This window comes from [Clostridium] saccharolyticum WM1 (assembly GCF_000144625.1).
GTDB classification, from domain to species: domain Bacteria; phylum Bacillota; class Clostridia; order Lachnospirales; family Lachnospiraceae; genus Lacrimispora; species Lacrimispora saccharolytica.
This window is the reverse complement of record NC_014376.1, coordinates 2,986,721-3,009,398: the sequence shown is the minus strand read 5'-3', so window position 1 is coordinate 3,009,398 and position 22,678 is coordinate 2,986,721. Positions and strand designations below refer to the sequence as shown.

General features: G+C 37.3%; 21 protein-coding genes. 18 read left to right on the top strand and 3 right to left on the bottom strand.

The window, feature by feature from the left end:
- Nucleotides 1–35: 35 nt before the first annotated feature.
- The 15 genes from CLOSA_RS13980 to CLOSA_RS13910 all read left to right on the top strand — a co-directional run bounded on the left by CLOSA_RS13980 (nt 36) and on the right by CLOSA_RS13910 (nt 18,235).
- Nucleotides 36–1,160, top strand: coding sequence for a DUF4268 domain-containing protein (locus CLOSA_RS13980; protein WP_013273412.1), 1,125 nt, complete (start codon nt 36–38; stop codon nt 1,158–1,160).
- 16 nt (nt 1,161–1,176) lie between these two features.
- On the top strand, nt 1,177–2,196 hold the full coding sequence (locus tag CLOSA_RS22200; RefSeq protein WP_013273411.1) for a hypothetical protein: 1,020 nt from the start codon (nt 1,177–1,179) through the stop codon (nt 2,194–2,196).
- A 129-nt stretch (nt 2,197–2,325) separates the two neighbouring features.
- Nucleotides 2,326–3,321, top strand: coding sequence for a helix-turn-helix transcriptional regulator (locus CLOSA_RS13970; RefSeq protein ID WP_013273410.1), 996 nt, complete (start codon nt 2,326–2,328; stop codon nt 3,319–3,321).
- Nucleotides 3,322–3,356: 35 nt separating this feature from the next.
- The gene (locus CLOSA_RS13965) at nt 3,357–4,385 is read left to right on the top strand and encodes a Wadjet anti-phage system protein JetD domain-containing protein (protein WP_013273409.1); all 1,029 of its coding nucleotides are present in this window, start codon (nt 3,357–3,359) and stop codon (nt 4,383–4,385) included.
- Nucleotides 4,360–5,946, top strand: coding sequence for a hypothetical protein (locus tag CLOSA_RS13960; protein ID WP_013273408.1), 1,587 nt, complete (start codon nt 4,360–4,362; stop codon nt 5,944–5,946). The genes CLOSA_RS13965 and CLOSA_RS13960 overlap by 26 nt, the downstream gene beginning before the upstream one ends.
- Entirely contained in the window at nt 5,930–6,664 is a 735-nt protein-coding gene (locus CLOSA_RS13955) for a DUF6063 family protein (protein WP_013273407.1), read from the top strand. The genes CLOSA_RS13960 and CLOSA_RS13955 overlap by 17 nt, the downstream gene beginning before the upstream one ends.
- Nucleotides 6,665–6,703: 39 nt before the next feature.
- Nucleotides 6,704–11,116, top strand: a complete 4,413-nt coding sequence (locus CLOSA_RS13950) for a coiled-coil domain-containing protein (protein ID WP_013273406.1) — start codon at nt 6,704–6,706, stop codon at nt 11,114–11,116.
- Between the two features lie 88 nt (nt 11,117–11,204).
- Nucleotides 11,205–12,290, top strand: coding sequence for an LEM-3-like GIY-YIG domain-containing protein (locus tag CLOSA_RS21815; RefSeq protein WP_013273405.1), 1,086 nt, complete (start codon nt 11,205–11,207; stop codon nt 12,288–12,290).
- Between the two features lie 33 nt (nt 12,291–12,323).
- Complete coding sequence (locus CLOSA_RS13940; RefSeq protein WP_013273404.1) at nt 12,324–13,673, top strand: ADP-ribosylglycohydrolase family protein; 1,350 nt, start codon at nt 12,324–12,326, stop codon at nt 13,671–13,673.
- A 27-nt stretch (nt 13,674–13,700) separates the two neighbouring features.
- A complete protein-coding gene (locus tag CLOSA_RS13935; RefSeq protein WP_013273403.1) occupies nt 13,701–14,306 on the top strand; it encodes a hypothetical protein in 606 nt (201 codons plus the stop codon).
- A gap of 118 nt (nt 14,307–14,424) precedes the next feature.
- Complete coding sequence (locus tag CLOSA_RS13930; RefSeq protein ID WP_041708644.1) at nt 14,425–15,729, top strand: DUF4139 domain-containing protein; 1,305 nt, start codon at nt 14,425–14,427, stop codon at nt 15,727–15,729.
- Nucleotides 15,730–15,738: 9 nt separating this feature from the next.
- Entirely contained in the window at nt 15,739–16,314 is a 576-nt protein-coding gene (locus CLOSA_RS13925; RefSeq protein WP_013273401.1) for a phosphohydrolase, read from the top strand.
- The gene (locus tag CLOSA_RS13920) at nt 16,304–16,822 is read left to right on the top strand and encodes a toll/interleukin-1 receptor domain-containing protein (RefSeq protein WP_242647742.1); all 519 of its coding nucleotides are present in this window, start codon (nt 16,304–16,306) and stop codon (nt 16,820–16,822) included. The genes CLOSA_RS13925 and CLOSA_RS13920 overlap by 11 nt, the downstream gene beginning before the upstream one ends.
- Before the next feature lie 21 nt (nt 16,823–16,843).
- Nucleotides 16,844–17,251: a TIR domain-containing protein gene (locus CLOSA_RS13915; protein ID WP_013273399.1), complete on the top strand. Its 408-nt coding sequence runs from the start codon at nt 16,844–16,846 to the stop codon at nt 17,249–17,251.
- Between the two features lie 15 nt (nt 17,252–17,266).
- On the top strand, nt 17,267–18,235 hold the full coding sequence (locus tag CLOSA_RS13910; RefSeq protein WP_013273398.1) for a caspase family protein: 969 nt from the start codon (nt 17,267–17,269) through the stop codon (nt 18,233–18,235).
- A 36-nt stretch (nt 18,236–18,271) separates the two neighbouring features.
- Here the strand turns inward: CLOSA_RS13910 and CLOSA_RS13905 are convergent, their stop codons facing one another.
- The 3 genes from CLOSA_RS13905 to CLOSA_RS13895 all read right to left on the bottom strand — a co-directional run bounded on the left by CLOSA_RS13905 (nt 18,272) and on the right by CLOSA_RS13895 (nt 20,017).
- Nucleotides 18,272–18,781, bottom strand: coding sequence for an ImmA/IrrE family metallo-endopeptidase (locus CLOSA_RS13905; RefSeq protein WP_013273397.1), 510 nt, complete (start codon nt 18,779–18,781; stop codon nt 18,272–18,274).
- Between the two features lie 65 nt (nt 18,782–18,846).
- Entirely contained in the window at nt 18,847–19,269 is a 423-nt protein-coding gene (locus CLOSA_RS13900) for a helix-turn-helix domain-containing protein (RefSeq protein WP_013273396.1), read from the bottom strand.
- A 256-nt stretch (nt 19,270–19,525) separates the two neighbouring features.
- A complete protein-coding gene (locus tag CLOSA_RS13895; RefSeq protein WP_013273395.1) occupies nt 19,526–20,017 on the bottom strand; it encodes a hypothetical protein in 492 nt (163 codons plus the stop codon).
- Nucleotides 20,018–20,237: 220 nt separating this feature from the next.
- Between CLOSA_RS13895 and CLOSA_RS13890 the strand changes: the two genes are divergently transcribed.
- The 3 genes from CLOSA_RS13890 (at nt 20,238) to CLOSA_RS13880 (ending at nt 22,208) form a co-directional block, all read left to right on the top strand.
- A complete protein-coding gene (locus CLOSA_RS13890) occupies nt 20,238–20,801 on the top strand; it encodes a hypothetical protein (RefSeq protein ID WP_013273394.1) in 564 nt (187 codons plus the stop codon).
- Between the two features lie 26 nt (nt 20,802–20,827).
- Nucleotides 20,828–21,418 carry a hypothetical protein gene (locus tag CLOSA_RS13885; RefSeq protein ID WP_049791672.1) on the top strand — a complete coding sequence of 197 codons (591 nt, stop codon included), beginning with the start codon at nt 20,828–20,830 and terminating at the stop codon, nt 21,416–21,418.
- Between the two features lie 334 nt (nt 21,419–21,752).
- Complete coding sequence (locus tag CLOSA_RS13880; protein ID WP_013273392.1) at nt 21,753–22,208, top strand: sigma factor-like helix-turn-helix DNA-binding protein; 456 nt, start codon at nt 21,753–21,755, stop codon at nt 22,206–22,208.
- The last annotated feature ends 470 nt before the right edge of the window (nt 22,209–22,678 follow it).

Sequence of the window (22,678 nt, the reverse complement as noted above, 5' to 3'; positions counted from 1 at the left end):
TTATGCGCTATTAGTGATTTGAAATGAGGTGAACCATGTATATCATCAATAGAGATAACAAACAGTCTAAGAAGATAGAAGCCATTACATTCTCGTCGTTAGGATTAAAGGAAAGAGATGACTTGCAGGAATGGATTGTCAAAGAACCTACGATCTTGGGAGAAGAGCTTCTTATAATCCAAAAAGAATTCAGTGGCTTTTCGGATACCAATGAGAGGTTAGATCTGCTTGCCATTGATCGCAAAGGGAACCTTGTAATCATTGAAAATAAACTTGATGATTCAGGGAAAGATGTTACATGGCAGGCTATGAAATACGCTTCATACTGTTCGACTTTGGGCAAAGACGGTATTCGTAAGATTTATCAAGATTACCTGAATAAAACAGAACCTGGCATTATTGCAGAAGATAAAATATGCGATTTCCTAAACAAATCGGACTTTGATGAGGTGCAATTGAATCATGACCTCTCTCAGCGGATTATTCTGGTTGCCAGAGAGTTTCGTAAAGAGGTGACTTCAACCGTTCTGTGGGCGAGGAAGTTCAGGATACAGATTCAGTGCATCAAAGTGACTCCGTATTTGTTTGAGGGCCATTTGTTACTTGATACCGAGCAGATTATACCTGTAAAAGATGTGGCGGATATAACTATCTCTCTTGATGAGAAGGCACATGATGAAATAGCCACTGGAGCTGAGATTGCAGAAAGAGAGGTTATTAGAAATCGGTTTTGGAATGAACTGCTTCCTAAGATGAATGCGAAGTCACAGTTATTTAGTGGTATCAGTACTGATTCAACTCATTATGACCATTGGCTAACAGCAGGGGCCGGAATGAGTGGTTTAGGCTATAGTTTTGTTATCACAAAAAAATATGCAGCGGTTGAGCTGGGAATAAACAAACCCAACCAAGAAGAAAACAAGAAAATCTTCGATTTGTTAATTGAGGATAAAGAGAATATTGAGCAAATATTTGGAGCGCCTTTGTCATGGCAGAGGCTAGATGATAAAAAGATGTCCAGAATTACTTATATTTTGGATGGCGTAAATGTTTTCAATGAAGATGATTGGCCACAAATGCAGCAATTTTTAGTTGAAAACATGATCAAACTAAATGACGCTTTGAAGAAAAATATTAATAAGCTTAAGCAAAGCCTATGAACGGGAGGTAAGTGAAATGAACATAAAAGGGCAGATTGTAAAACATAAAGCATTTGGAACTGGAACTATTATTGAGAGTGATGACAACTTAGTCGTTGTATCATTTTCAGTGGGAGATAAGAGGTTCCAATTCCCTGAAGCCTTTGGTTCATTTCTGGTAGCTGACAATGAGAGCTTTGCTGCATATGTTGACGAAACAAAAAAGGGAAAAGAGCAAAAGGAAGCTGAAGAAAAAGCAATCAAATTAGAAGTGGCTGCTATCAAACAAGCTGCTATCGCCAAAGAACCACAAATTAAGCATAAGAAGATGGCGAGAGCCAATATTGCATTTAAGTGCAATTATTGTGATGGAGGAAGGTCGGACAAACAAGTTGGCTTTGAAGGGGTTTGTAGTGACTCCATTATAAATAACAATATTGCTATAGAACGCAGAACATGGTGTAACTCAGAAGACTGTGCATGTCTAGATTTTTATAACGGCAAGATTTCTCGTGAAGAACTGGATGCACATTGCGATGATGGCGGATTTGTCTGCTATGAAAGCCAGATGTTGAGAGATTGGAAGGCGCTTGCAGGCATCGTTCAAAATGGTGATCGAAAAGGTGAGCCGATGAAGCTACATCAGGTTCAAAATAACAGCTTGTGTGTTCTTACGACTCGTAATCCAGGCAGTTCAGAAAATGAAAGATATATATTTGCCGTTTTTCTGGTAGATGATACGTATGAAGGCGATAGTAGAGATGAGGGGTACGTTTCAACAACATCAAAATACAAACTGAAACTCTCGCCAACTGAAGCTCAAAAAATGCTTTTCTGGAACTATCACTGTAATAGCAATAATCCAGATATCCCTGCGTGGAACTCTGGACTCCATAGATATTTTCAAGATGATGTCGCTGCGCTAATTCTGCGTGATATATCAGAAATTAAAAAGGGATCTAAAGATCATAATCTGGCAGAAGAATTCTTCAACTATTTTTGTAGAATCAATGGAATTTCAGAACTTAATGAGTATAGTGGTGCTCTAAGAAGGTAATTGGGTTGGTAAAATCAATGGAGCTGTCCTTCTAGTTTAATCACTATCCGTTTTAATGGACACCTCTTGTGATAATATGTTATCATAGGAGGTGTAATTATTTGGAATTGATATTATGAGGTGAATGCTATGGCCAAGAGTTCAAATCAGAAATTGAAGCTGCTGTACTTGCTTAAAACACTGAATGAAAAGACAGACGAAGAAAATACCATGACGATTAATGATATGATCGCAGAGCTTGAGCGCTATGGAATAACCGCTGAGCGAAAATCTATTTATGATGATTTGGAAGCATTAAGACATTACGGATTGGATATTGCGACACGCAAGTCAAAGACCACTGACTATTTTGTTGCCAGCAGATTATTTGAGCTCCCAGAGCTCAAGCTATTAGTTGATGCTGTCCAATGTTCAAAGTTTGTTACACATAAAAAGAGCAACGAACTTATCAAGAAGATAGAGAGTCTAGCGAGCTATAGACAGGCTCAATCGTTGCAGAGACAGGTTTATGTCTCGAATAGGGTCAAGACCATCAATGAAAGTATTTACTACAATGTGGACAGGCTTCATGCAGCAATTGCAGGAAACAAAAAGGTGTCATTCAAATATTTTGACTACGATATTAAGAAAGAAAAAGCATTCAGAAAGAATGGTGATAAATACTCGGTGAGTCCGTATGGCTTGTCATGGGATGATGAGAATTATTATCTGATTACTTTTTCGACTAAATATAATGGATTTACACATTACCGGGTAGATCGAATGACAGATATCGATCTGATCGATGAGGAAAGAGATCCGCTGCCGGATAGGGAGCATTTCGATATTGCTGAGTATACAAAAAAGGTTTTTAACATGTTCGGTGGTGAGGAAGTTCTGGTACAGCTGCAATTTGATAATTCGCTTGTAAATGCAGTTGTTGACCGCTTTGGCAAAGACGTTGTGATTGGAAAAAAGGATGATAATAGCTTCTGTATCTGGATTAAGGTGGCCGTAAGCTCTACTTTCTTTGCTTGGATATCACAGTTTGGAAGTAAGGTGAAAATACTATCTCCGGAGCCGGTGATTGAGCAATATAAACTACATTTGAGTGGAATTCTTGATCAATACCGGCTAGAAATTTAGAAACGCTCGAGTATAAGTCATTGGAGGCAATGTTGATGATAAATATTCTAAAAAACTATAGTAAGAAAACAATAGATATATACGATCTAGCTTTCGAATATCGCAAGAAACCAGTATTGCAATGGTCTCGTGAAGAAATCAATGAGTATATTCAGCAGCTCCAAGATTTGGATGACCAAAGAATTATTCAAATAAAGAGAAGTGGCAAAGGTGAGGCAAATTTGGATTCTATCCAGAGAAAAATCACTATTAATAAATGGAATTTGGAAGGTCAATCTGAAGCCGTAGATCTTGATTTGTTTTGCCACGATTTAGGGATGGACGCTTCATACTATCTGAAGAATTTAGATCAGTATCATATTGATAGACCCCACATTGAGAGACTAACAGCCCTTCTACATAGAAATTCCGGAGAATTGACGCTCAATGAAATTTCATATGTGGTTTTCAAAGACGAAAAAGCATTATCACAGCCCGAAAAAGCTTCAGTGAATGGAAAACGTATCCTTAACAATCTGGGGCTAGAGATTAGCGACATTCCGTATGTGGATACAATATCGCCCTTCTATTATCCAACATCTTCCGATGGTGATACGGTTCTAGTTGTCGAGAATAAAGATACCTGCTTTTCACTACTAAGACTATTAGCTGGGAAAGAGTCCAACATCAAAGGTGTTCTCTTCGGAGAAGGAAGAGCAGTTATTAAGATCTTTAAGTTCTTGCATGTATATAGCCTCGGGAACAACGATTTGTTTTTATACTATGGAGATGTTGATCAAGAAGGTTTTGATATTGCAAGGTCTCTTATAGAAAAGTACCCGCAACATAACATCAAGCTCTCAAGGGCTTTATACCATAGCTTGCTTAGCTATGAAGGACGAGCGCTAATCAAAAAACGAACGATTGATAACTCAAAAGCTGAAGACATACTGACAAACCTATTTGACGAAGATAGAACCTCAATAATGTCAATATTGGAGTCTGAAGGATGTATTCCGCAGGAAGCATTAAACTATGATGATATGAAGGTGACAATGGATGAACTACAATATAGACTATTCTGATGCCAGTAACCGTCAGGAAATAATAGGGATATATTCGCTGTATTATTATATTGTGTCGGGAGCTTCCTATGCGTTTGATATTGGCAATTTAGTAATATCACTTCTCATTTACATGGTTGAAGAAGGGCGACTGAATGCATATGCGATGAAAGTTTATGAAATCAAAACTTTTATAAATGAGTACTTAAGTGGTATTGAGTATGTTGATGAATACAACTTGGATGAGATTGCCGAGAACCTAATTTCCAAGCTCCAAGGAGCTAAGCCGAATGGAGATCCAATTAAATTTGAATACTATGATCACGATATTCGCAGTGTAAAATCGGTCAAGGTTGCCTATGTGGATTACAGCCTCAAAGATGAAGGGTTCAAGATAACTGATAAAGGGTTGGAGTTTCTTATTTCATCAAAGGAGATTCCGCAGGAAGCTAAGCTGACCGTGGCGTTATACCTTTTCAAACTGCAATTGGAAAAGAAAAAGTATAAAGCAGCTCTAAATACCATTAAGAGCATTAATCTGGAAACATTGAGACAATTGGACATTAAGACGGAAATCTTGTCTATGAACAGATTTGGTCGTGAAGAAGCGAGTAGACTTTACAAAAAATATTGGGGCGATTTCTTTGATCTTCGCAGTGAAGAAACGAGTCATTATGAAGATGCCAAGGAGCGCCTGCAGCTTTACAAGGAGAGCGAATACCTAGAAAAGAATAACATTACACTCACACCCGAAGATATCGAGGTGTTAAGAGCTATTGAAATTGAACTCAGCAAGAGTTCGAACCTTCAAGCCCTGTATACAAATGAAATTTCAAAAATGCCAGTTGAAATGCTTGAAATTGATAAATCATCGATGATCAATATCTTTCTAAGCCTGTTCAATTTACAGGAGCACTTTGATGAATTGACAAAACTCGATACCCCTATCGATAAATTTATAAATTCTGTTCAGCCATTACTATTGCCGAAACGAAACAAGCGCTTTGGGGTTACGGTCGCTTTATCGGGGCAAAAGGTTACAAGGCAAATGGAGAACATAGTACCTGAAGAAATTAACGTAAAACCGCAAAAACATGAAGACTTTGAAAAAATCTATGATGGCCGAATGAAGAACAATTATTTTAAACTGTTCGAGATGTTGGTCGAATACCTGGTTAAGATAAATACTACGATAGAGGATATCTCAGATTTTATAAGCTATGTTGAGCAAGGAAAGGGAACAGCTGCAATAGGGTCAATTGACTTTTTAAGCTTTTTATTAAGCTTAAGTTATTTGCCGGATGCACAAAGAGAGAATGAATACGGCTCTGATAATGTGCAGGTGATACAACTGAATGAAAGAAACTTGATAATAGATAAACCTATTGAAGTGTTCCAAGTACAAGAACTATTAACATACTTCTGGTTTGAGAAAATGAAAATGGCTTATAATGCCGAGATCCATATTGCAACTGAACCGGATCAAAAGGTACAAATTAACGGTGAAGAAGATAGAACGATTGGGAATCTAAAAATATGCCTGATTGAGAAAGGAAGCTTGAAAAATGGCCAAGAATATTGATACCGTAGGGAATGCTCTTAAAGTACTGATTGAAAAAGGAAGTCTTTCAAGAGATGAATTTCCCATAATCCATGAAAGTATTATTAACGATGGAGATACTCTGAGTGACTTAGAAAATCTATGCCAAACAATGGGACTATTTTTAAATGAAAAAGCTGGAACATTCTACATCTCGCCGATACCTGGAGTAAAAACATTTGGCTATACAAATGAAGAGATGAGGAAAGAATTCGGATATTCCTTTAATAACGAAGATTTGTATACAGCTCTATTTATCATTGCAAATGTTATAACTGAGTTTTTCCCAGAAGCAAGCCCCTCAGCAATGAAGCCATTCATGAAAAGTAACGACCTGATGGATATTGTTGATAAAAAGGTAGAAATCCTGAGAGAACAAGTTAATCTCGATGAAATCTCATACGAGAAATCATACAATTTTGAAGTTGTCGTAAAGAAATGGTCTGATCTGCCCAGAGTAAGGCTTGATAAAGGCGAAGGGGATAGTAGGAAGGAATATGGGAAATCATCAAAAATCCAACTGCTTAATACAACGCTTCGCTTTATGGAAAATCAAGAACTGATTAAGATGGTCGACTTGAATGGAGACAAAGTAATTTACATTACAGACCGCTTCAAAGCTACAATTTTGAACGCTTACAATGCAGATGAAATTCAAGCTGAAATATACAATTACCTTGATAACCTGATTACTGAATAAATCGAAGATAATGCGTTTTTAGAGAAGGAAGGGAGAAATATGGCAAAATTAGAGGGTTTTAGGTTGGTAAATGTTCATGCTAATCATAACTCGATTGTGTATCCAAACGAGTATTTCTTTATTGATGGCAAAAATGCTCTGCTTGATATGAAAAATGGTGGAGGCAAAACTCTTGCAGCACAGATGCTGTTTCAAACTGTTTTGCCTAATTCATTTTTTTCTGATAAAAACCAAGTTCTTAATTTGTTTTCAGGGGTAACACTGGGATCAACAGTGCATTCGTTATCTCATTTTAGTATTGAAGGACACCAGTTCAACAATATCTATCTTGGGTTTGCTGCTATGGCTGAGCCAAGAAATAGTGATGAAGCCTCGGATGCAGTAGATAACTCCGACTTGGGACTCAAATATATGAATTACATCATTGCCGGCAATAATTTAGCGGCAGATTCGTTATCAATTGAAACATTGCCATTGTGCAAAGAGGACGGTGACAGGATAACACCTGCAAACTATAAAAGTATAAAGGACTTTTTGCAGGCAAAAATGAGAAGCGATAAGCACGGTCGCTATTTTGTCATACAAACATTTGAAAATGAGAAGAGTCGGTACTATCAGGAGTTAAAGAAATTTGGAATCAACTCAGAAGTATTTGAATTCTTGAGAGAAATCAACAAAGACGAAAACTACATTAAGCAGTTTTTTGAAGAAAAATGCAAGCGCCCCAAGGACCTGCTGATGAATTTTATTGTTCCAAATACAGAAAAAGCTCTTGATGCTAGAGCATTCGTAATGAATCTGGAAAAAGTGGATCGATCATCTCAACTCGCGGAATCGCTTTTTGAAAAATCACAAAGTCTGAATGAACTTAATAAATTTCAAGCTGATAAAGCAGAGTATGAACGGTTAAGAGGGGAAATTGCCGCCTTTATTGAATTTGTGAATGGGAGAGTAAATGCTCTTGAGGAGTATGATACTCATTTGAAAGAATACCCTAAGCAAGCTGCGGCATATGTATTTGCTCTCAGGCAAATGGAAGAGCGCTCGAGGGGATTGGAAGCTGAACATGTTGGACTTTATGTTCTGAAAAGTAATTTCGAGAAAGACATTGAAAATATTGAAATTCGTAAGCTTCAGATAGAACTTGAAAAACTAAACAAGACGCTTGCTAATAAAATAGAGATCGTGAATCAACAAAATACTGAAATAGAAAATATGCAGCAAGAAAAGACCAAACTTGAGACTATTAATTTGACTATTGATTACAAGCAACATGAGTCTGAAAAAAATGGGATCGACGAAAGATTGGAGAAATTAACGAGCGCACACTATGACGAGAAAAAGATCACAGCAGAGTATGCCAATACAATCTATATGATTGCAGAAAAAGAAATCGACAATTTGGAGATTCAGCTTGACTCGAATAAGACGCGACTGGCACAAGAAAATGAGAAATTAGATAACCTAAAGAAAACAGAAGGTGTGTTGGGAGAACGGTTAAATCAATGTTCGTCGAATATCGCAAATGCAAATGACCAGAAGTACAGCTTGGAACGCTCTTTATCAGATATCGACAAGGAACTTAGAGAATACCCTAATTACAGTAATTCGTTGTTGGATGAAGAAGAACTAAAATGCCTTGAAGCGCTTAAAATAAGTGTTGCTTCTGAATTGAAAGGCACATCTGAAGCAATCAATAAGAACAAAGAAGATCAAATAGAAGCCAAAGGTGATGTAACCAATACTGAGACAATCATCGGTGAACGAAAAAGTCAACTCTCAGAGAAAAATGAATGGGTGGAAGCATACAGAAACTCTCTCAAAGACATTAGGACGAAGACATCCGCTCAAGAGAGTGATATCGAAGAAATTTGTGGCCAGTTTAAAAAACAGGTTGAAAGCCATGCTTCAAGATCGATTGATATCAACAAATCTATAGAGCAGTTAAATGATGAAATTAAAATACTCGAAGACTATGGGTTCCTAAGAGCGAGATCAAAGTATGATGCTTTAAATGCCATTAAAGGCGACTGGAAATATGCGAAATTTGGATCTGATATTTTGAAAGAATTGGATGAAGAGAAATCCAGAAAAATACTTGATAGATTTCCGGGCTTTGCTGAGGTCTTGATAGTTGCAGATGATGACTATAAGCGTGTTTCAGAGGGTAAGAAAACCGTAAGTATAACGGTAGCTCAAGAAAACTTGGTGTTAATGCCTTGGTCCGCTATAAAGAAATTTGAGGAAGAATTTCAATTTAATTCACTGTTTCTGCTTACCCGTGATGGAGAGTATTATAGAAATCTTCTCAATCCAGAAGTGGCAATTGAATCGAGATGTAAAGAAATCAATAAATTATCAGAAAAGCAAACTGCTCTGACTTCAGAAAAGGAAATGATTGAAACACAGATTGCTTTGTTAAGCGCCCATATGTATAAGTATCCCTTACAAACAGTCGAAAAATATTTAGAATCTGTAAGTAAATTGGAAAAAGAAATTTCTGCATCGACGGCGACAAAGCTGCAGCAGGAGCAGTACATTCGAACATTAGAGCTTAAAGCAGAGGAACTAAAGGATAAGCTTCAGAAGCTTGAATACGAAAATACAGAGGTAAATGAAAAGCAGCAACTACTCATTTCCAAAATAAAATTAACTAACGAGATTAGTGAAATTGCTGCTCGAATTAAAGATATCATTGATGAGAAGTCAAGTTTAGAATATGAAATTGACAACAACAATGCTGATCTTAACCTTGCCCAAAAGGAAAAGGGTCATCTTGAAAAGACCATTGAAAGATTTAAAGAAAATATCCGCCTATATCGTGACTATGTAGAGGGATCGAAAGGTTATAAGGATGAAAGCTTTGGCATATTAGAGGAAGCGGATATAGCCAATCTCTACAGCAAGTTTTTAGCAGCAAAGTATGCTTTCGATGAAAAGGCACAGAATTATGAAGAGCTGGTTGGAAGGCAAGCCAAACTGAATAAATTGATGCAAGATATCCGAGAAGACCATAGGTTCGGGCAGATAGACTTTTCGGAAGTCTACGCACTTAATTATGTGCAAAAGGTTGCTCCAGAAGAGTTTAGGGTTATTGATCTGAAAATTGAAGACTTGAATAAAAAGAAATCCGGATTTGAAGAAGAAAGAAACAATGTCAAAGCTGAACTGATCGCCTGCAAAAGGGATTACGAAAAACTAGAAAATAAGATTACAGTGTACTTTGATAAATTCAAAGCTCTTGATGCGCAGCAATTATCTAGCTTGGAGAGAGAAAGTCATAAAGAGCTATTGAAGGTTAATGATCAAATTGAAACTATTAGAAAAACAATGAATGACATAACTGCGGAGCGTAATCTATATACGAATGAACTGGGTCAGTTCAAAGTTTTTTGTGACACAAATGCATTGAATTGGCAAACCGCTATAAAATCAGATTTCATGCTTTCTTATAGTGAAATGCAAAAAAGCTACGCAAAAGTGAAAGCAGAGTATGATAAGGCAATTAGTCGAATAAATGCAGAGATAAAAAAGCTAGACGCCATGCTCCATAAGCTTATTATCAACGAGCAGCTTAAGCTTAAGCTCAAAGAATACCTTACCAATAAGCGGACGTTTGAAGAAACAATATTGCTTGTAAAACTCCTTTTACAGACTTCTGATAGCATCAATACGACTATTCGAAATTTAGAAACATCGATTGAAAACATCGGACGTCTTGATGAAGAGATTGCTGAACAAGTATTTAGAATGCTTAAAACGATATTGGATGAGATTGCAAAAATTCCGGAGTATTCAAAGTTTAAGTACGGTGATTACACAAAAGAATCATTTAAAATCAACTTAAGTGATGAGAATAGCTGCAGGATTGAAAATGATATTGCTCTAAGCAGACTTAAGGCTTATGTCTATGAACTTGCATATTCAGTCCAAAATGATGGGATGACTAAGAAGGAAATCAAAAACCGGCTTAGCATTAACAATATTATTCAGTATGGAATCGATTTTGATAAGCTGAATATCCAGATACTAAAGATTGAGCAAGAAAAGCCCAAATACTATAGTTGGGGAAGGCTTTCAGCATCATCAGGTCAAAGCTATGTAACATATGTTATGTTTGCCATCACGATGGTCAAGTATTTTAATAATGTGACTGTGATAAATGACAAGATGAAAGCACCGATTTTTATGTTCTTGGATAATCCGTTCGCATCTGCATCCTCAATTGAGCTTTGGGAACCAGTAAGGCGATTCCTCGATAAAAGCAATGCTCAATTACTTTGTGTTGCGCATAACGTGCCAAGTTCAGCACAGATATTGTTTGATAAACACATGATCATTGAACAGACAAAGAATGCCAAAGGTCAGTTCATCAATACTATTCGGAATGAGAAAACGGAATCAAAGGAAATCATCCAAATGAGGCTGTTCGATCATTTAGAGATTGATTAGCAATAGCATATTGAAAATGCAAAGTTAAGTACACACGGTATTAAGTCATGCAAAATGAATTGCTCTCGTCTTTGAAGGAGGGATAGAAGTGTTTTCACCACTAACGCAAGAGAAAATCGGGTATTACGTATATTGCTTGAATTATCCTGATACAGGAGAGACCTTTTATATAGGAAAAGGCAAAGGAAATAGGGTATTTAGTCATGCCAACGGAAACTTGGAAAGTGATTCAAATATTGAGAAAATTGAAGTGATCAATAGTATAAAAAGTAGGGGTCAAAAGGTTGAACACTGGATTATCAGATATGGAATGAGTGAGAAAGAGGCTTTTGAAGTTGAAGCAGCTTTGATTGATTTTGTTGGACTTGATAATTTATCAAACTGCGTCAAAGGGCATTCCATTGAACGAGGTAAAATTTCTTGTGAGGAATTAGATATTCTTTTAGGAGCTAAAAAAATTGAGATCCAAGATAATGTTATGACAATAAAAATAAATGCCAAATATAGAAGCGACATGAATGAACAAGAAATCTATGAGGCAACGAATAAATGGTGGAAAGCAAATCAAGTAAATGCCGAAAAAGCAGATTATGTTCTTAGTATTCATAACGGGATTGTGAGAGGTGTTTTTAAACCTATAGCATGGTTTAAAGCAGAGGACTCCAACAGAATTGGATTCGAGGGAATACCAGCTTATGATTTAATCAAGGAAAGGTATCTGCATCGTTCAATTGAAGAATTTATCGTAAAAGGAAATGCAAATCCGATTCAATACTTCTTTGTGAATAATTTTAAAGAGAGCTACAATATGCAAGAATCTGACGACATAAACGATGACGAAGAAACAAGGATTGAAGAAAAAGCAATTTTGATAAAGATAAATGCAACTTACCGTGATGGGATGACCAAAAATGAAATCTACACTGCTACTAGAGGTAAATGGAAGCTGTCATTGATAAAAGCACAAAATGCAGAATATGTGTTTAGCATTGTAAATGGGACAATCATGGAGGTGTTTAAGCCTTTGAGCTGGAGCAAATGTACTGATTCAGAAAGAATATTCTTTGATGGAATATTAGCTCCAGAGGTTATAAGAGAAAAGTATCTCGATAAATCCGTTAAACATCTCTATTCAAGGGGAGAAGCAAATCCATGTAAGTATTTGAACTTATAAGGATGGAGATTATGTATTTGGAGGGGCATAACCATGAAAAATGAAGTTATTGATGGAATAATGGGCCTGTGCGTAGCAGATGCACTTGGAGTACCTGTTGAATTTAATAGCCGTGAAAAACTCAAGGCAAACTCAGTTACAGATATGAGGGCATACGGGACGCACAACCAACCGTCTGGAACATGGTCAGATGATACCAGCATGACTTTATGCCTTCTCGATAGCTTATGTTATGGTCTTGATTATCAGGATGTAATGGAGAAATTTAAATTCTGGCTCACCGAAGGGAAGTACACGCCTCATGGAAAAGTGTTTGATGTAGGAGTTGCCACAAGACAAGCAATTATGAGATATATCTCTGGAGTAGCGCCATTACAGTGCGGTGGTGAAGGTGAACGTGATAATGGCAATGGATCTCTTATGAGAATTCTACCGTTGCTGTTCTACATTCAATCATTGTATAGTACGGACTTTCAGGATGTGGATGAAGCATTTGATATGATCCATCAAGCTTCAGCGTTAACCCATGCTCATAAGCGAAGCCAAATGGCTTGTGGTATATATCTTTCAGTTGCCTCATTGCTTATCGGTAATATGGATCTAAGTATTGCAGTAGAGTTGGGGATTTACAAAGCTTTTGAGTACTACAAGGGAAAACCGGAGTACGAAACAGAAATTAGGCATTATCATCGGCTGTCTGAAAAGAACTTTAGAGAAATCAATGAGGCTGAAATAAGAAGCAGTGGCTATGTAGTGGATACTCTAGAAGCTGCAATCTGGTGCTTGATTAATACAAAAACATATAAAGATTGTGTTCTTAAGGCGGTCAATCTTGGAGATGATACGGATACGGTTGCAGCCGTTGCAGGAGGCTTGGCGGGACTATACTATGGAAGCGAGAATATTCCAATTGAATGGACCGCAAAAATCGTGCGTAAAGATTACATTGAAGAGCTTTCAGAACGGCTTCATCGCTCTCTGACAAAACGAAGCATTGATAAGCTGCTGGCATTCATCCCTTACTTTGAAAACGTAAATGAGAAAAATGCTTGTTCCTGGGGTGGTGGAGAAAAGCTTGGAGAGAATCACTTTTCCATGCCATATCCTATATATGAACAAACGTTGGAGGATTTTATCCAAGCAGTATATTCATCAAATCTAATTTGCTACAACTACCTTGAGGTCATTGAAAAGAATGGTCTACATGGTACGGAAGAAATGAATACAGCAATAGAAGGATCTGACCTTGAGTTGACTCTGGCGATTTTAACTGGATATATTCGGCAAGAACGATTTTGTGATGGACTGTGGGAATCAGCAGTTAAAGACAAAACATTTTTAGAGATTTTAAGAAGACTTGAACGGTTGATTTCTGCAGCATAAATGAATTGATTAGGGTGGTGTTGGACAGTGAGACTAAATATTGATGTTATTCAGCGAGAAATGGAAAATTTAAAGGAACTTCGAAATGTTAATCTTCTAGATGTTGTCGATCACCTTTCCGATGGGAGTTATAGATTAAAGGCAAACATCTTTCCGAGTTCAGGGGCAGTTTATGCCTTTTGGTGGACAGGCTCATCAGAAGACTTTTTAGCTGGGGACGTTAATCGAATAATGAGATTCAAAGGGCCAAACGGTAGAAATGTTGATGTAGAATTCTCTGATGACTGGATTAATCAAATTCATGTTGATGGCAAGATTCCCTTATACGTTGGTAAAACAGCGGACAGCTTACATAAAAGATTAAGCCTTCATTTGCAACTGAAAACCAAGAGAGGGTTGAGCCTGGGTGAAAAAGCTCTCAGCGAAGAAAGAAAAACAACAAGCAATCAGGTAAGGGATAGAATTGAGAGGATGTTCTTGAATGAGGCTGATATTAGAAAATTGATGCTACATAATATTGGGCTTTCATATGTGCTACTTGATGGGGATCTTGAATCTGCAAATAGGTTTTATCTAGAAGACAAAGCGATCGGCGAATTCTTGCCCCTTTTTAATATTGACATTGAAAGATAATAAATTGGTGTCTGGATTCAATTGAGCAAATTATAAATCATGCAAAATGAGAGATGCACTGTCCGTTTTATTGTACTTGCTGTTTGATACAATAAATATAAACGGAGGTGTATTTTTTATGGCGAAAATTACTACTTGTGAAGACACAAAGGAAATAGCATTAACAATCTACAATGGTGGATTTGGTGCTGTCAAAGAAAGAAGAACAGTTCATCTTGAAAATGGGGTTACAGAGCTGATTTATGCAGATGTTTCACAGAAGATTGAAACGGATTCACTGATTGTTGATGGTATAAATATTCTTGAATTCAACTACGATTTTGATCTAGTTGACCGAGACAAATTGCTAAGAAAGTATATTGATAAAGCGGTTTATTTAAAAGATCGTAAGACCGGAGATAAAAAGAACTGCCGGTTGTTGTCTATTGAGTGCGGCGGTAGATGTGTATTGGAAGATTCGGAGACGAAAGAAATCTATCTAGACACACAGGCGGAGCTTGTCCTTCCATCATTACCTTCCGGTCTCATTGTAAAACCTGCATTGGTATGGAAAACAGATGGAAAGGCAGCCGAGGATGTTCTGGTTTCGTATTTGAGTGGCGGTTTCACTTGGACTGCCAACTATGTAGTTGAACTAAAAGATGGAACCTTAAATCTTATTGGTTGGGCAGAAATCGAGAACAAATGCGGGATGTCATTTGAAAATGCAAAAGTAAAGCTTATTGCTGGTGAAGTCAATCGGATTAAGGATGAAGACGATGAGATTGATTCAAGATACTATGTCTGCGAATCTGCAGCTGCACCTCAAGCAGAAGAAAAGGCATTCTTCGACTATCATATGTATACGTTAAACCAGCGTACAACGCTCAAGGACAATCAATCGAAACAAATATGTATTTTGTCAGGAAACCAAATTCCGTATAAGCAGTACTATAAGCTCGATTTGCATGAAGAGAAGGCGGATGTAATTGTAGAGTTTATTAATCGCAAAGATGATGGACTTGGCATAGCGATGCCGAAGGGCAAAATAAAGCTGTATAAAGAAGACGAGGCTGATGGCTCACTTGAATTTATCGGTGAAGATCATATTGAGCATACAGCAAAAGATGAAACTCTCAAGTTATCTATTGGCAAGGCGTTTGATATTGCTTTTGAATACAGCGAGGTTGATCGAAAAAAAGCAGCAGGATTCGAACATTACACGTATGAGTGTATCATTCGAAATCACAAAAATACTGAGGCTGAAATCAGCTTTGAACCATACGTATGGGGCATTTGGGAAATGGTAAAGTCCTCTCATGAGTTTATAAAGAAAACTGCTACACAGTTGGAATATAGATTATCTGTGCCAGCTGACAGTGAGGTATTAGTACGGTTTGAGTACAAGATTGACAGACGTACTGAAGTAATTGTGAAAAAGTAGGGTGAAAATATGGACAATAATATTGCCGAAAGGTACGAGTCTTTAAAAAGCATGGTGGCCGAGAGAAAAAGTCAATTTGACAGGCTAATAAGCTTTATGGAAAACGAAACCACATGGCTTATAGCTCCAGCAAGTACGAAATATCATCTTTGTAAAGAAAGTGGATTGCTTGAGCATTGTGTCAATGTTGCGGAATCTATGCTGAAAATTCGAGAAGCACTGGATCCAGATATCAGTGAGGAAAGCTGCGTCATTGTCTCGTTGGTTCACGATTTAGGGAAAGTGGGGATGCCTGGGAACCCTCAATATCTTATAAATGAACCAACTGATAAACAACAGCAAAGTGGTTACAAGGCGGATCCACCATACCGATTCAATAAGAATCTAACGTATTTAAGCGTTCCAGTGAGAAGCCTATATCTTGCTTCAAAACATATAGATCTCACGGAAGAAGAAGTACAAGCCATTGTTTATCATGATGGTCAGTACGTTGATGATAACCGGTCGGTTGCAACACACGAAGAGCCTTTGACATTGCTGCTGCAATATGCGGATAGCTGGAGCGGGTTTGTTATTGAAAAATGAAACAAAAGCTAATAGAATACCGGAAAATTTGGAGGGGCAAATGAAGTTTTTTATTTCTCACAAACAAGAAGACGAAGAAATTGTCAAAAAGTTAGCACTGTATTTTAAATTACGAGAAGTGGATTTTTATCTGGATCTTCTGGATTCAAAATTAACTGAGGATGGTAAAGCACTAACGGATCATATCAAATCCAATCTGAACAATTGCACAGATATTATTGTTGTTATGTCTGAGAAGACTAGATTTTCTCAATGGGTTCCGTTTGAAGTAGGAATAGCCACTCAAATGGAACTACCAATTGCATCATTTCTAAAGTCTGAAGTTCAATTGCCGGGGTTCTTGAGTTATTGGCCAAGACTTAAAACACCTGGCGATATTGACAAATACCTTGATGCAAGAGAGCTTGTGGCCGAAAAAATGAAGATCTTATACGAAAATCGTCAATTTGCTTCACGCAAGAATACTGAAATTGAAATGTTCTACAAACAAGTCAAATCAAAGCTTTAATGCTTAAGGAGGTCACTGAGAATGTATAATCTATTTATTAGTCATTCATGGAACTATTCAGATGCATACGAAAAACTGATCCAACTACTGAATAATGCGGATCGATTTGAATATCGGAATTATTCAGTCCCGAAGAATGATCCAATTCATAATGCGCCTAACCAATACTTATTGAAAGAAGCTATAAAACGGCAAATGAATTCTGCAAACTGTGTCATAATTCTTGCGGGTGTTTACTCATCCTATAGTAAGTGGATAAATGTTGAAATTGATTTAGCGAAAAAAGGTTTTGGTACCCCCAAAAGGATTATTGCAATTGAACCTTGGGGAGCAGAAAAAACATCGGCAGTCGTTAAAGCTGCTGCTGATGAAATTGTTAAATGGAATACACAATCAATTGTCGACGCTATTAGAAGACAGAGCAAATAATATGGAGGTGATAGTATGAGGAAGGCACTTATTGTAGGTATCAATAATTATCCAAATAGTCCGCTATCAGGTTGCATAAATGACGCAAATGAGATTGCATCAATGCTTGAGAGAAACGAAGATGGAACAAAGAATTTTTTTGTAAAGAGAGCTATAGACGTCCAGAGTAAAGGGGACTTGAAGGGACTAATTCATGAATGCTTCTCAGGGAATGATGATATAGCATTGCTTTACTTTTCAGGTCATGGATATATCGATTCCATTGGCGGATATCTTGTGACACCGGATTTTGCTCCGAATGATTATGGGGTTTCAATGCATGAAATATTGACTATTGTTAATGACTCAAAGTGTAAAAATAAAATCGTTATATTAGATTGCTGCCATTCAGGATTTATGGGCGGCATAAACACATCTGGTCAGAATACAGCAACAATAGCTGAAGGTGTTACTATTCTAACTGCAAGTAGGTCGGATCAATATGCGATAGAAACCGATGGGCGAGGAGTATTTACATCATTATTGATTGAAGCAATTAATGGCGGGGCAGCTGACGTGACAGGTCATATTACTCCTAGTGGTATCTATGCCTATATTGATAAGTCTCTTGGCCCTTGGGAACAAAGGCCGGTATTTAAAACAAATGTCACTCGTTTTCTGCCAATTAGAACGGTAAAAGCACAAGTCAATATTGAGGTTTTAAAGAAACTAACTCAATACTTTATAGATTCGAGTGACGAAATGGGACTGAACCCATCTTTTGAACCTACAAATTCTGTTGATGTTGAACATAAGGTGATTGAGCCTTATGCAGATCTAAACAATGTAGCAATATTTTCTGATCTTCAAAAGTTGGAAGGGGTCGGACTTGTTGTTCCGTGTGGAGAAGAACACATGTATTACGCTGCAATGAATTCAAAAACCTGCAAATTAACATCTGCTGGGCGACATTATTGGAGGCTAGTCAAAGAAGAGATAATTTAAAACAACAAAAATTAGGACCTCCATTTGGAAGTCCTTTTATTTTAAGAAGTTGCATTTTGCATCAATTGTGTTATCGAACCGATATCCCCTTGTATTCATCGAGGATACCTTAAGAGCAATCAGATTTATGTCTGTACAAAGCTCTTTTGAAATCTGCTCGATGTCATAGCCGTCACGGGCTAAGTTTAAAATGATATCGTCAGGAAGGAGAATCTCCGAGGCAAAAAGGTTGGCCTCATATTCTGGGCGACTCTTCATGTCATAGAGGATGAACTCCTGCAGGCAAACCTTTCTGGCCAGATTCTGATGCAAAATATCATGGCCAAGCTCATGGGCACAAACAAGGGTTTTAGTGAATGGATCCAGATTTTCATTTATGACTGCAAACCGGTTTTTCTTAAGGTATTTGTACATACCCTTCAGGTTGCCAAGATCAGCGTAGAAGACTTCTACACCGATTGCTTGGCATAGTTGAAAAGGATCACGGGTATCAAATTTCTTGATTAGCTTATTGGCGACATTTTGAATATATTCTCTATTTGGCACGAAAAGTTCACCTCCCCCAGCATAATAAGTATAACAAACAGACTATCCCGAAAAACGGACAGTGACTATTTATTAGCCCCGCTGTTCTTTTTGTATTTTTTGGGAGTGTACTTTTTATTATTGTCTTTTGCTTTCCAATACATTTCGGTAATAGCTCTAAAAACCTTATCTTTATCTTCTTCATTCAGTTCGCCGCCGGCAAAAAGTCCGCCAACTTCTTCTATGAGTTTCTCGGCATCATTTTTACCACGTGAACCAAATTTCGATGCTGCTTCCAAAATAAATTGGTCTTCTTCTTTCATCAGCTCCTCAATGGTTGTGCCTAATGCGGCACAAAGCTTGTTTAGGATAGCCACATCCTTCGGATAGCGTTGATTGCTCTCATAATTCTGAATGGAGCGTAATGAAAGGCCTGTCCTGTTCGCCAATTCCTGCTGACTCATATCAGCCAAATTCCTGAGTTCTTTAATTCTATCACCAAATAACATGGCCTTAACTCCTTCCTTTTCTGCTGCTTTTTTATGCAGCCTGGTGCACTATATTCCGATTGACAAAAGAACATAAGTTCGGTTATAATTTGACTATGTTGCACGCAACATCGTGCGTAATGAATATACCACTAACCATTGATATTAGTCAACATGAAATATAAGGAAGGGTTGATGCCATGAGAAAAGAAAGCAAGGTTATGAAACAATGTTCGCTAATGTTCAAGGGATTGAATAATGAGAGGGAAGGTGTCCTTCATAGTTTGCTTAAAAATGGTTTTATGAGGTCCTTCATTTGGTTTATAGTGTCAATCCTTAAATCTGCCTCTTTTTTGGTTGTGGTTGTGTATGTGTAGAGGATATCAATAACCCCTTTTAGCAGGTCGGTATCTGAAATCTCATTAGTTTCTAAACCGAAATGACTTTCCTGTGATATGAGCTTCATATTGAAAAGGGTTTTATTATACACGTAGGGTTCGAAATACTCACTATAGTATGTGGTCAGATATCTAGTGAGTGCACTTAAGCTTCGAGCGGAATGTGTTAGTGCTGTTTTGCATGAAAGCGTTAGTTCTATTTTATTTACATCAATGTTATTAATACTAATTGTCTTTCCGTCTCTACTAAAAGCAAGACCATTATTGATAGCTGTTATAGCTTCATTTAACATGTTTTTTACTTTTTCATCTGTATAATCAATGTTTGAATTAGATTTTGAGGGCGATAAGTGAAAAAAATAAGTATACATTTTGCATTCTCCTTTTGTGTTTAACCAATTTTAATAATATTATAGCAGACATTCAAAAAAAAGTATAGTTGAAATTATTCAAAATGAATACCGAATATGTATTGACAAAAACATAGAGCTAGTATAAATTATTAAATATGGATAGAAAATATCAATCAATAAAATGATTGTATGTTTATTAAAGAACCAATTTCATTAGTAACTCAAAGGAGAAAAATAAATGAAAGAATATTTAGTTTCAATTAAAGTCAACAAATTCGGAGAAAAAGTAGTCAGGGAACAATCACCTGAACAACAAGAGATTAATGTTTATGCAGATTCTGACAACGTTTATGAAGCATTAAGTAAGGGACACAACGAACTGCTTAAGATACTTTTGGGTAATAAGTCAGAACAGTCTATTTCTTTTAAGTTGCCAATAAAACAAGAATTAAAGTTGAAATACCATGATATATCCCAAGACAAATTGGTTACAGATATTTGCATAGATAGGGAAAGGCTTTGGACTAAGCTAATTGGAATTTTCAGGGCAAACAATAGAAGCTGGGATATAGACGAAATTGAAGCTGCTATATTATCACTTCAAGAATACTTTTCATTGGATTATCCTAAAGAACAATTTTTATCAATTCAGCAGTATTGCCGAATCATTGATAACTTGCTAAGGATATCAATCAATTATAATTCTTTAATAAAAAATGGCAAGACAATTGATAACGGTGGTCTTTTATTTATAACTAAAAAAATAATGGAGATATTTCTGGCCTTAGGTATTTCAGAATGATCTATTTAATAGGAAGGGTTGATGCCATGAGAAAAGAAAGCAAGGTTATGAAACAATGTTCGCTAATGTTCAAGGGATTGAATATTGAGAGGGAGGGTGTCCTGCATAAAACGAAGCTACTCCTTAAGATATATAGGCCTGTCGTTTGGTCCGCATCCAGCCGAGCTCTTGAAGTCTGTGAAAGTGCTGAGATTTATTGCAGTAGAACAATGGAAGAGGCACTGGAATATTTGGCGAATTATGCACCAGAATTCGAGCAGGATCGCTTTTCTGAAAAAGTGAAATCTCTCTTTGAAACTCAATGGTTGATTGCTTTGATTGACAATGCGATGAACAAAATCTATGACTATCCGGACAATGGGAAGCTTTATCATGAGATTCTAAGCAAGCAATATCTGACGGTGTACAAGTACTCCGAATTTGAGATGCTAGAGCTTTTAAATCTCGAACGCAGTACATACTATGATAAAAAGAAAGAAGCGCTGGAGCTCTTTGCAATCTGCCTATGGGGTTATACCATTCCGTCAATGCGGGGGATTTTTGGTCCAATCAATGATGACCTTGAAATACCTAATTTTTTTCAAACTGGAAATACCCCGACTAATACCCGACTATAACCCGATATAAACCCGACGGAGTCCCTACTGCTTTCCGACAACTGACATGTTACACTGACTATGCTGGCGAATTATGGCATTTTTAAAACACAAATATAAAAGGCAAATCAGCCCCATGACCATTTTAGTTATGGGGTTTAATCATGTCTAAATTCGCTTAACCATGGCAGCCAAAGCCGAGTCTAACAGAAATGTTATTCTCGGCTTTTTTTCTGCCTATTTTTAGGAGGTCAGATGAAAACGTCAGTATGTTGTTTAATGCTCAGATGTCGTTCACCTCCGTTTCTGATGTTGCCAAAAGACACTTTAGAAATCAGAAAAGGAGAATTGAAAAATGGCATATGAAAGAAGAATACCAAATTATCGAAAGATGTACCCTGCTGCAAGTGAAGAGGTGATAGCGGTTTTAAGACAAAGTGAGAGAAGGCTTCAATATCTTGAATATGACCTTAAAGTAGAGCGATTTGTTTTGGATGAAACCAAGCAAGTCGCTTTTTTTATTCCAAGCAGAGAGGATTCGTTGGAACGGTTGATGGATGCAGATGCTCAGTTTGTTGATGAAGAGACAAATGTTGAAGAAATAGCGATCAAGGCTGTGATGATTGCAAAGCTTAAAGAGAGCCTGGGGTTACTCAGTGCTGATGAATTAGAAATGATTCATGCACTGTTCTACCAAGGTTTAACGGAACGAGAATTCGCTAAGAACGTTGGAATTCCTCAGAAAACCATAAACGACAGGAAAGCGAGAATACTCCGTAAGCTAAAAAAACTTTTAGAAAATCAAAAATAAATCCGCTCAACCCCCTCGCTCATCGTGGAAGTAAGTGAGGGGGTCTTTTCATCTTCTCGTTTGAACCTTGAAAAATGAATATCCGGTTTCATAAATACGTTAGCTGATGAGCCTGAAAAGGGTAAGCGACACGGGTAGATGCGCAATGACCACCTGTAAGGTCAGAACTGATCCATGCAAATGGATTTTTTCTCTTGGGAGATTTTCTGATTTTATAAATGCGGCCAACAATAAGGTGCGAGCGGGTCCATCTGATCCATAAGCAGAGTGTTGGAACTACGGTTCCAAACAGTTCGACTGTTTTGCCATAACCTCATCAGCCTATAATGATACTTCTGTCCAGCCATAGACATCGCAATGGGGACAGCCTGCGGAGATCCCGGAGGAGGTGAGAATCCTATGATGAGGTAAACTGACCTCAGTTTATGAAACCGCCCTTAAGTCTTGAAAAAGGCTATGCACTGGGGAAG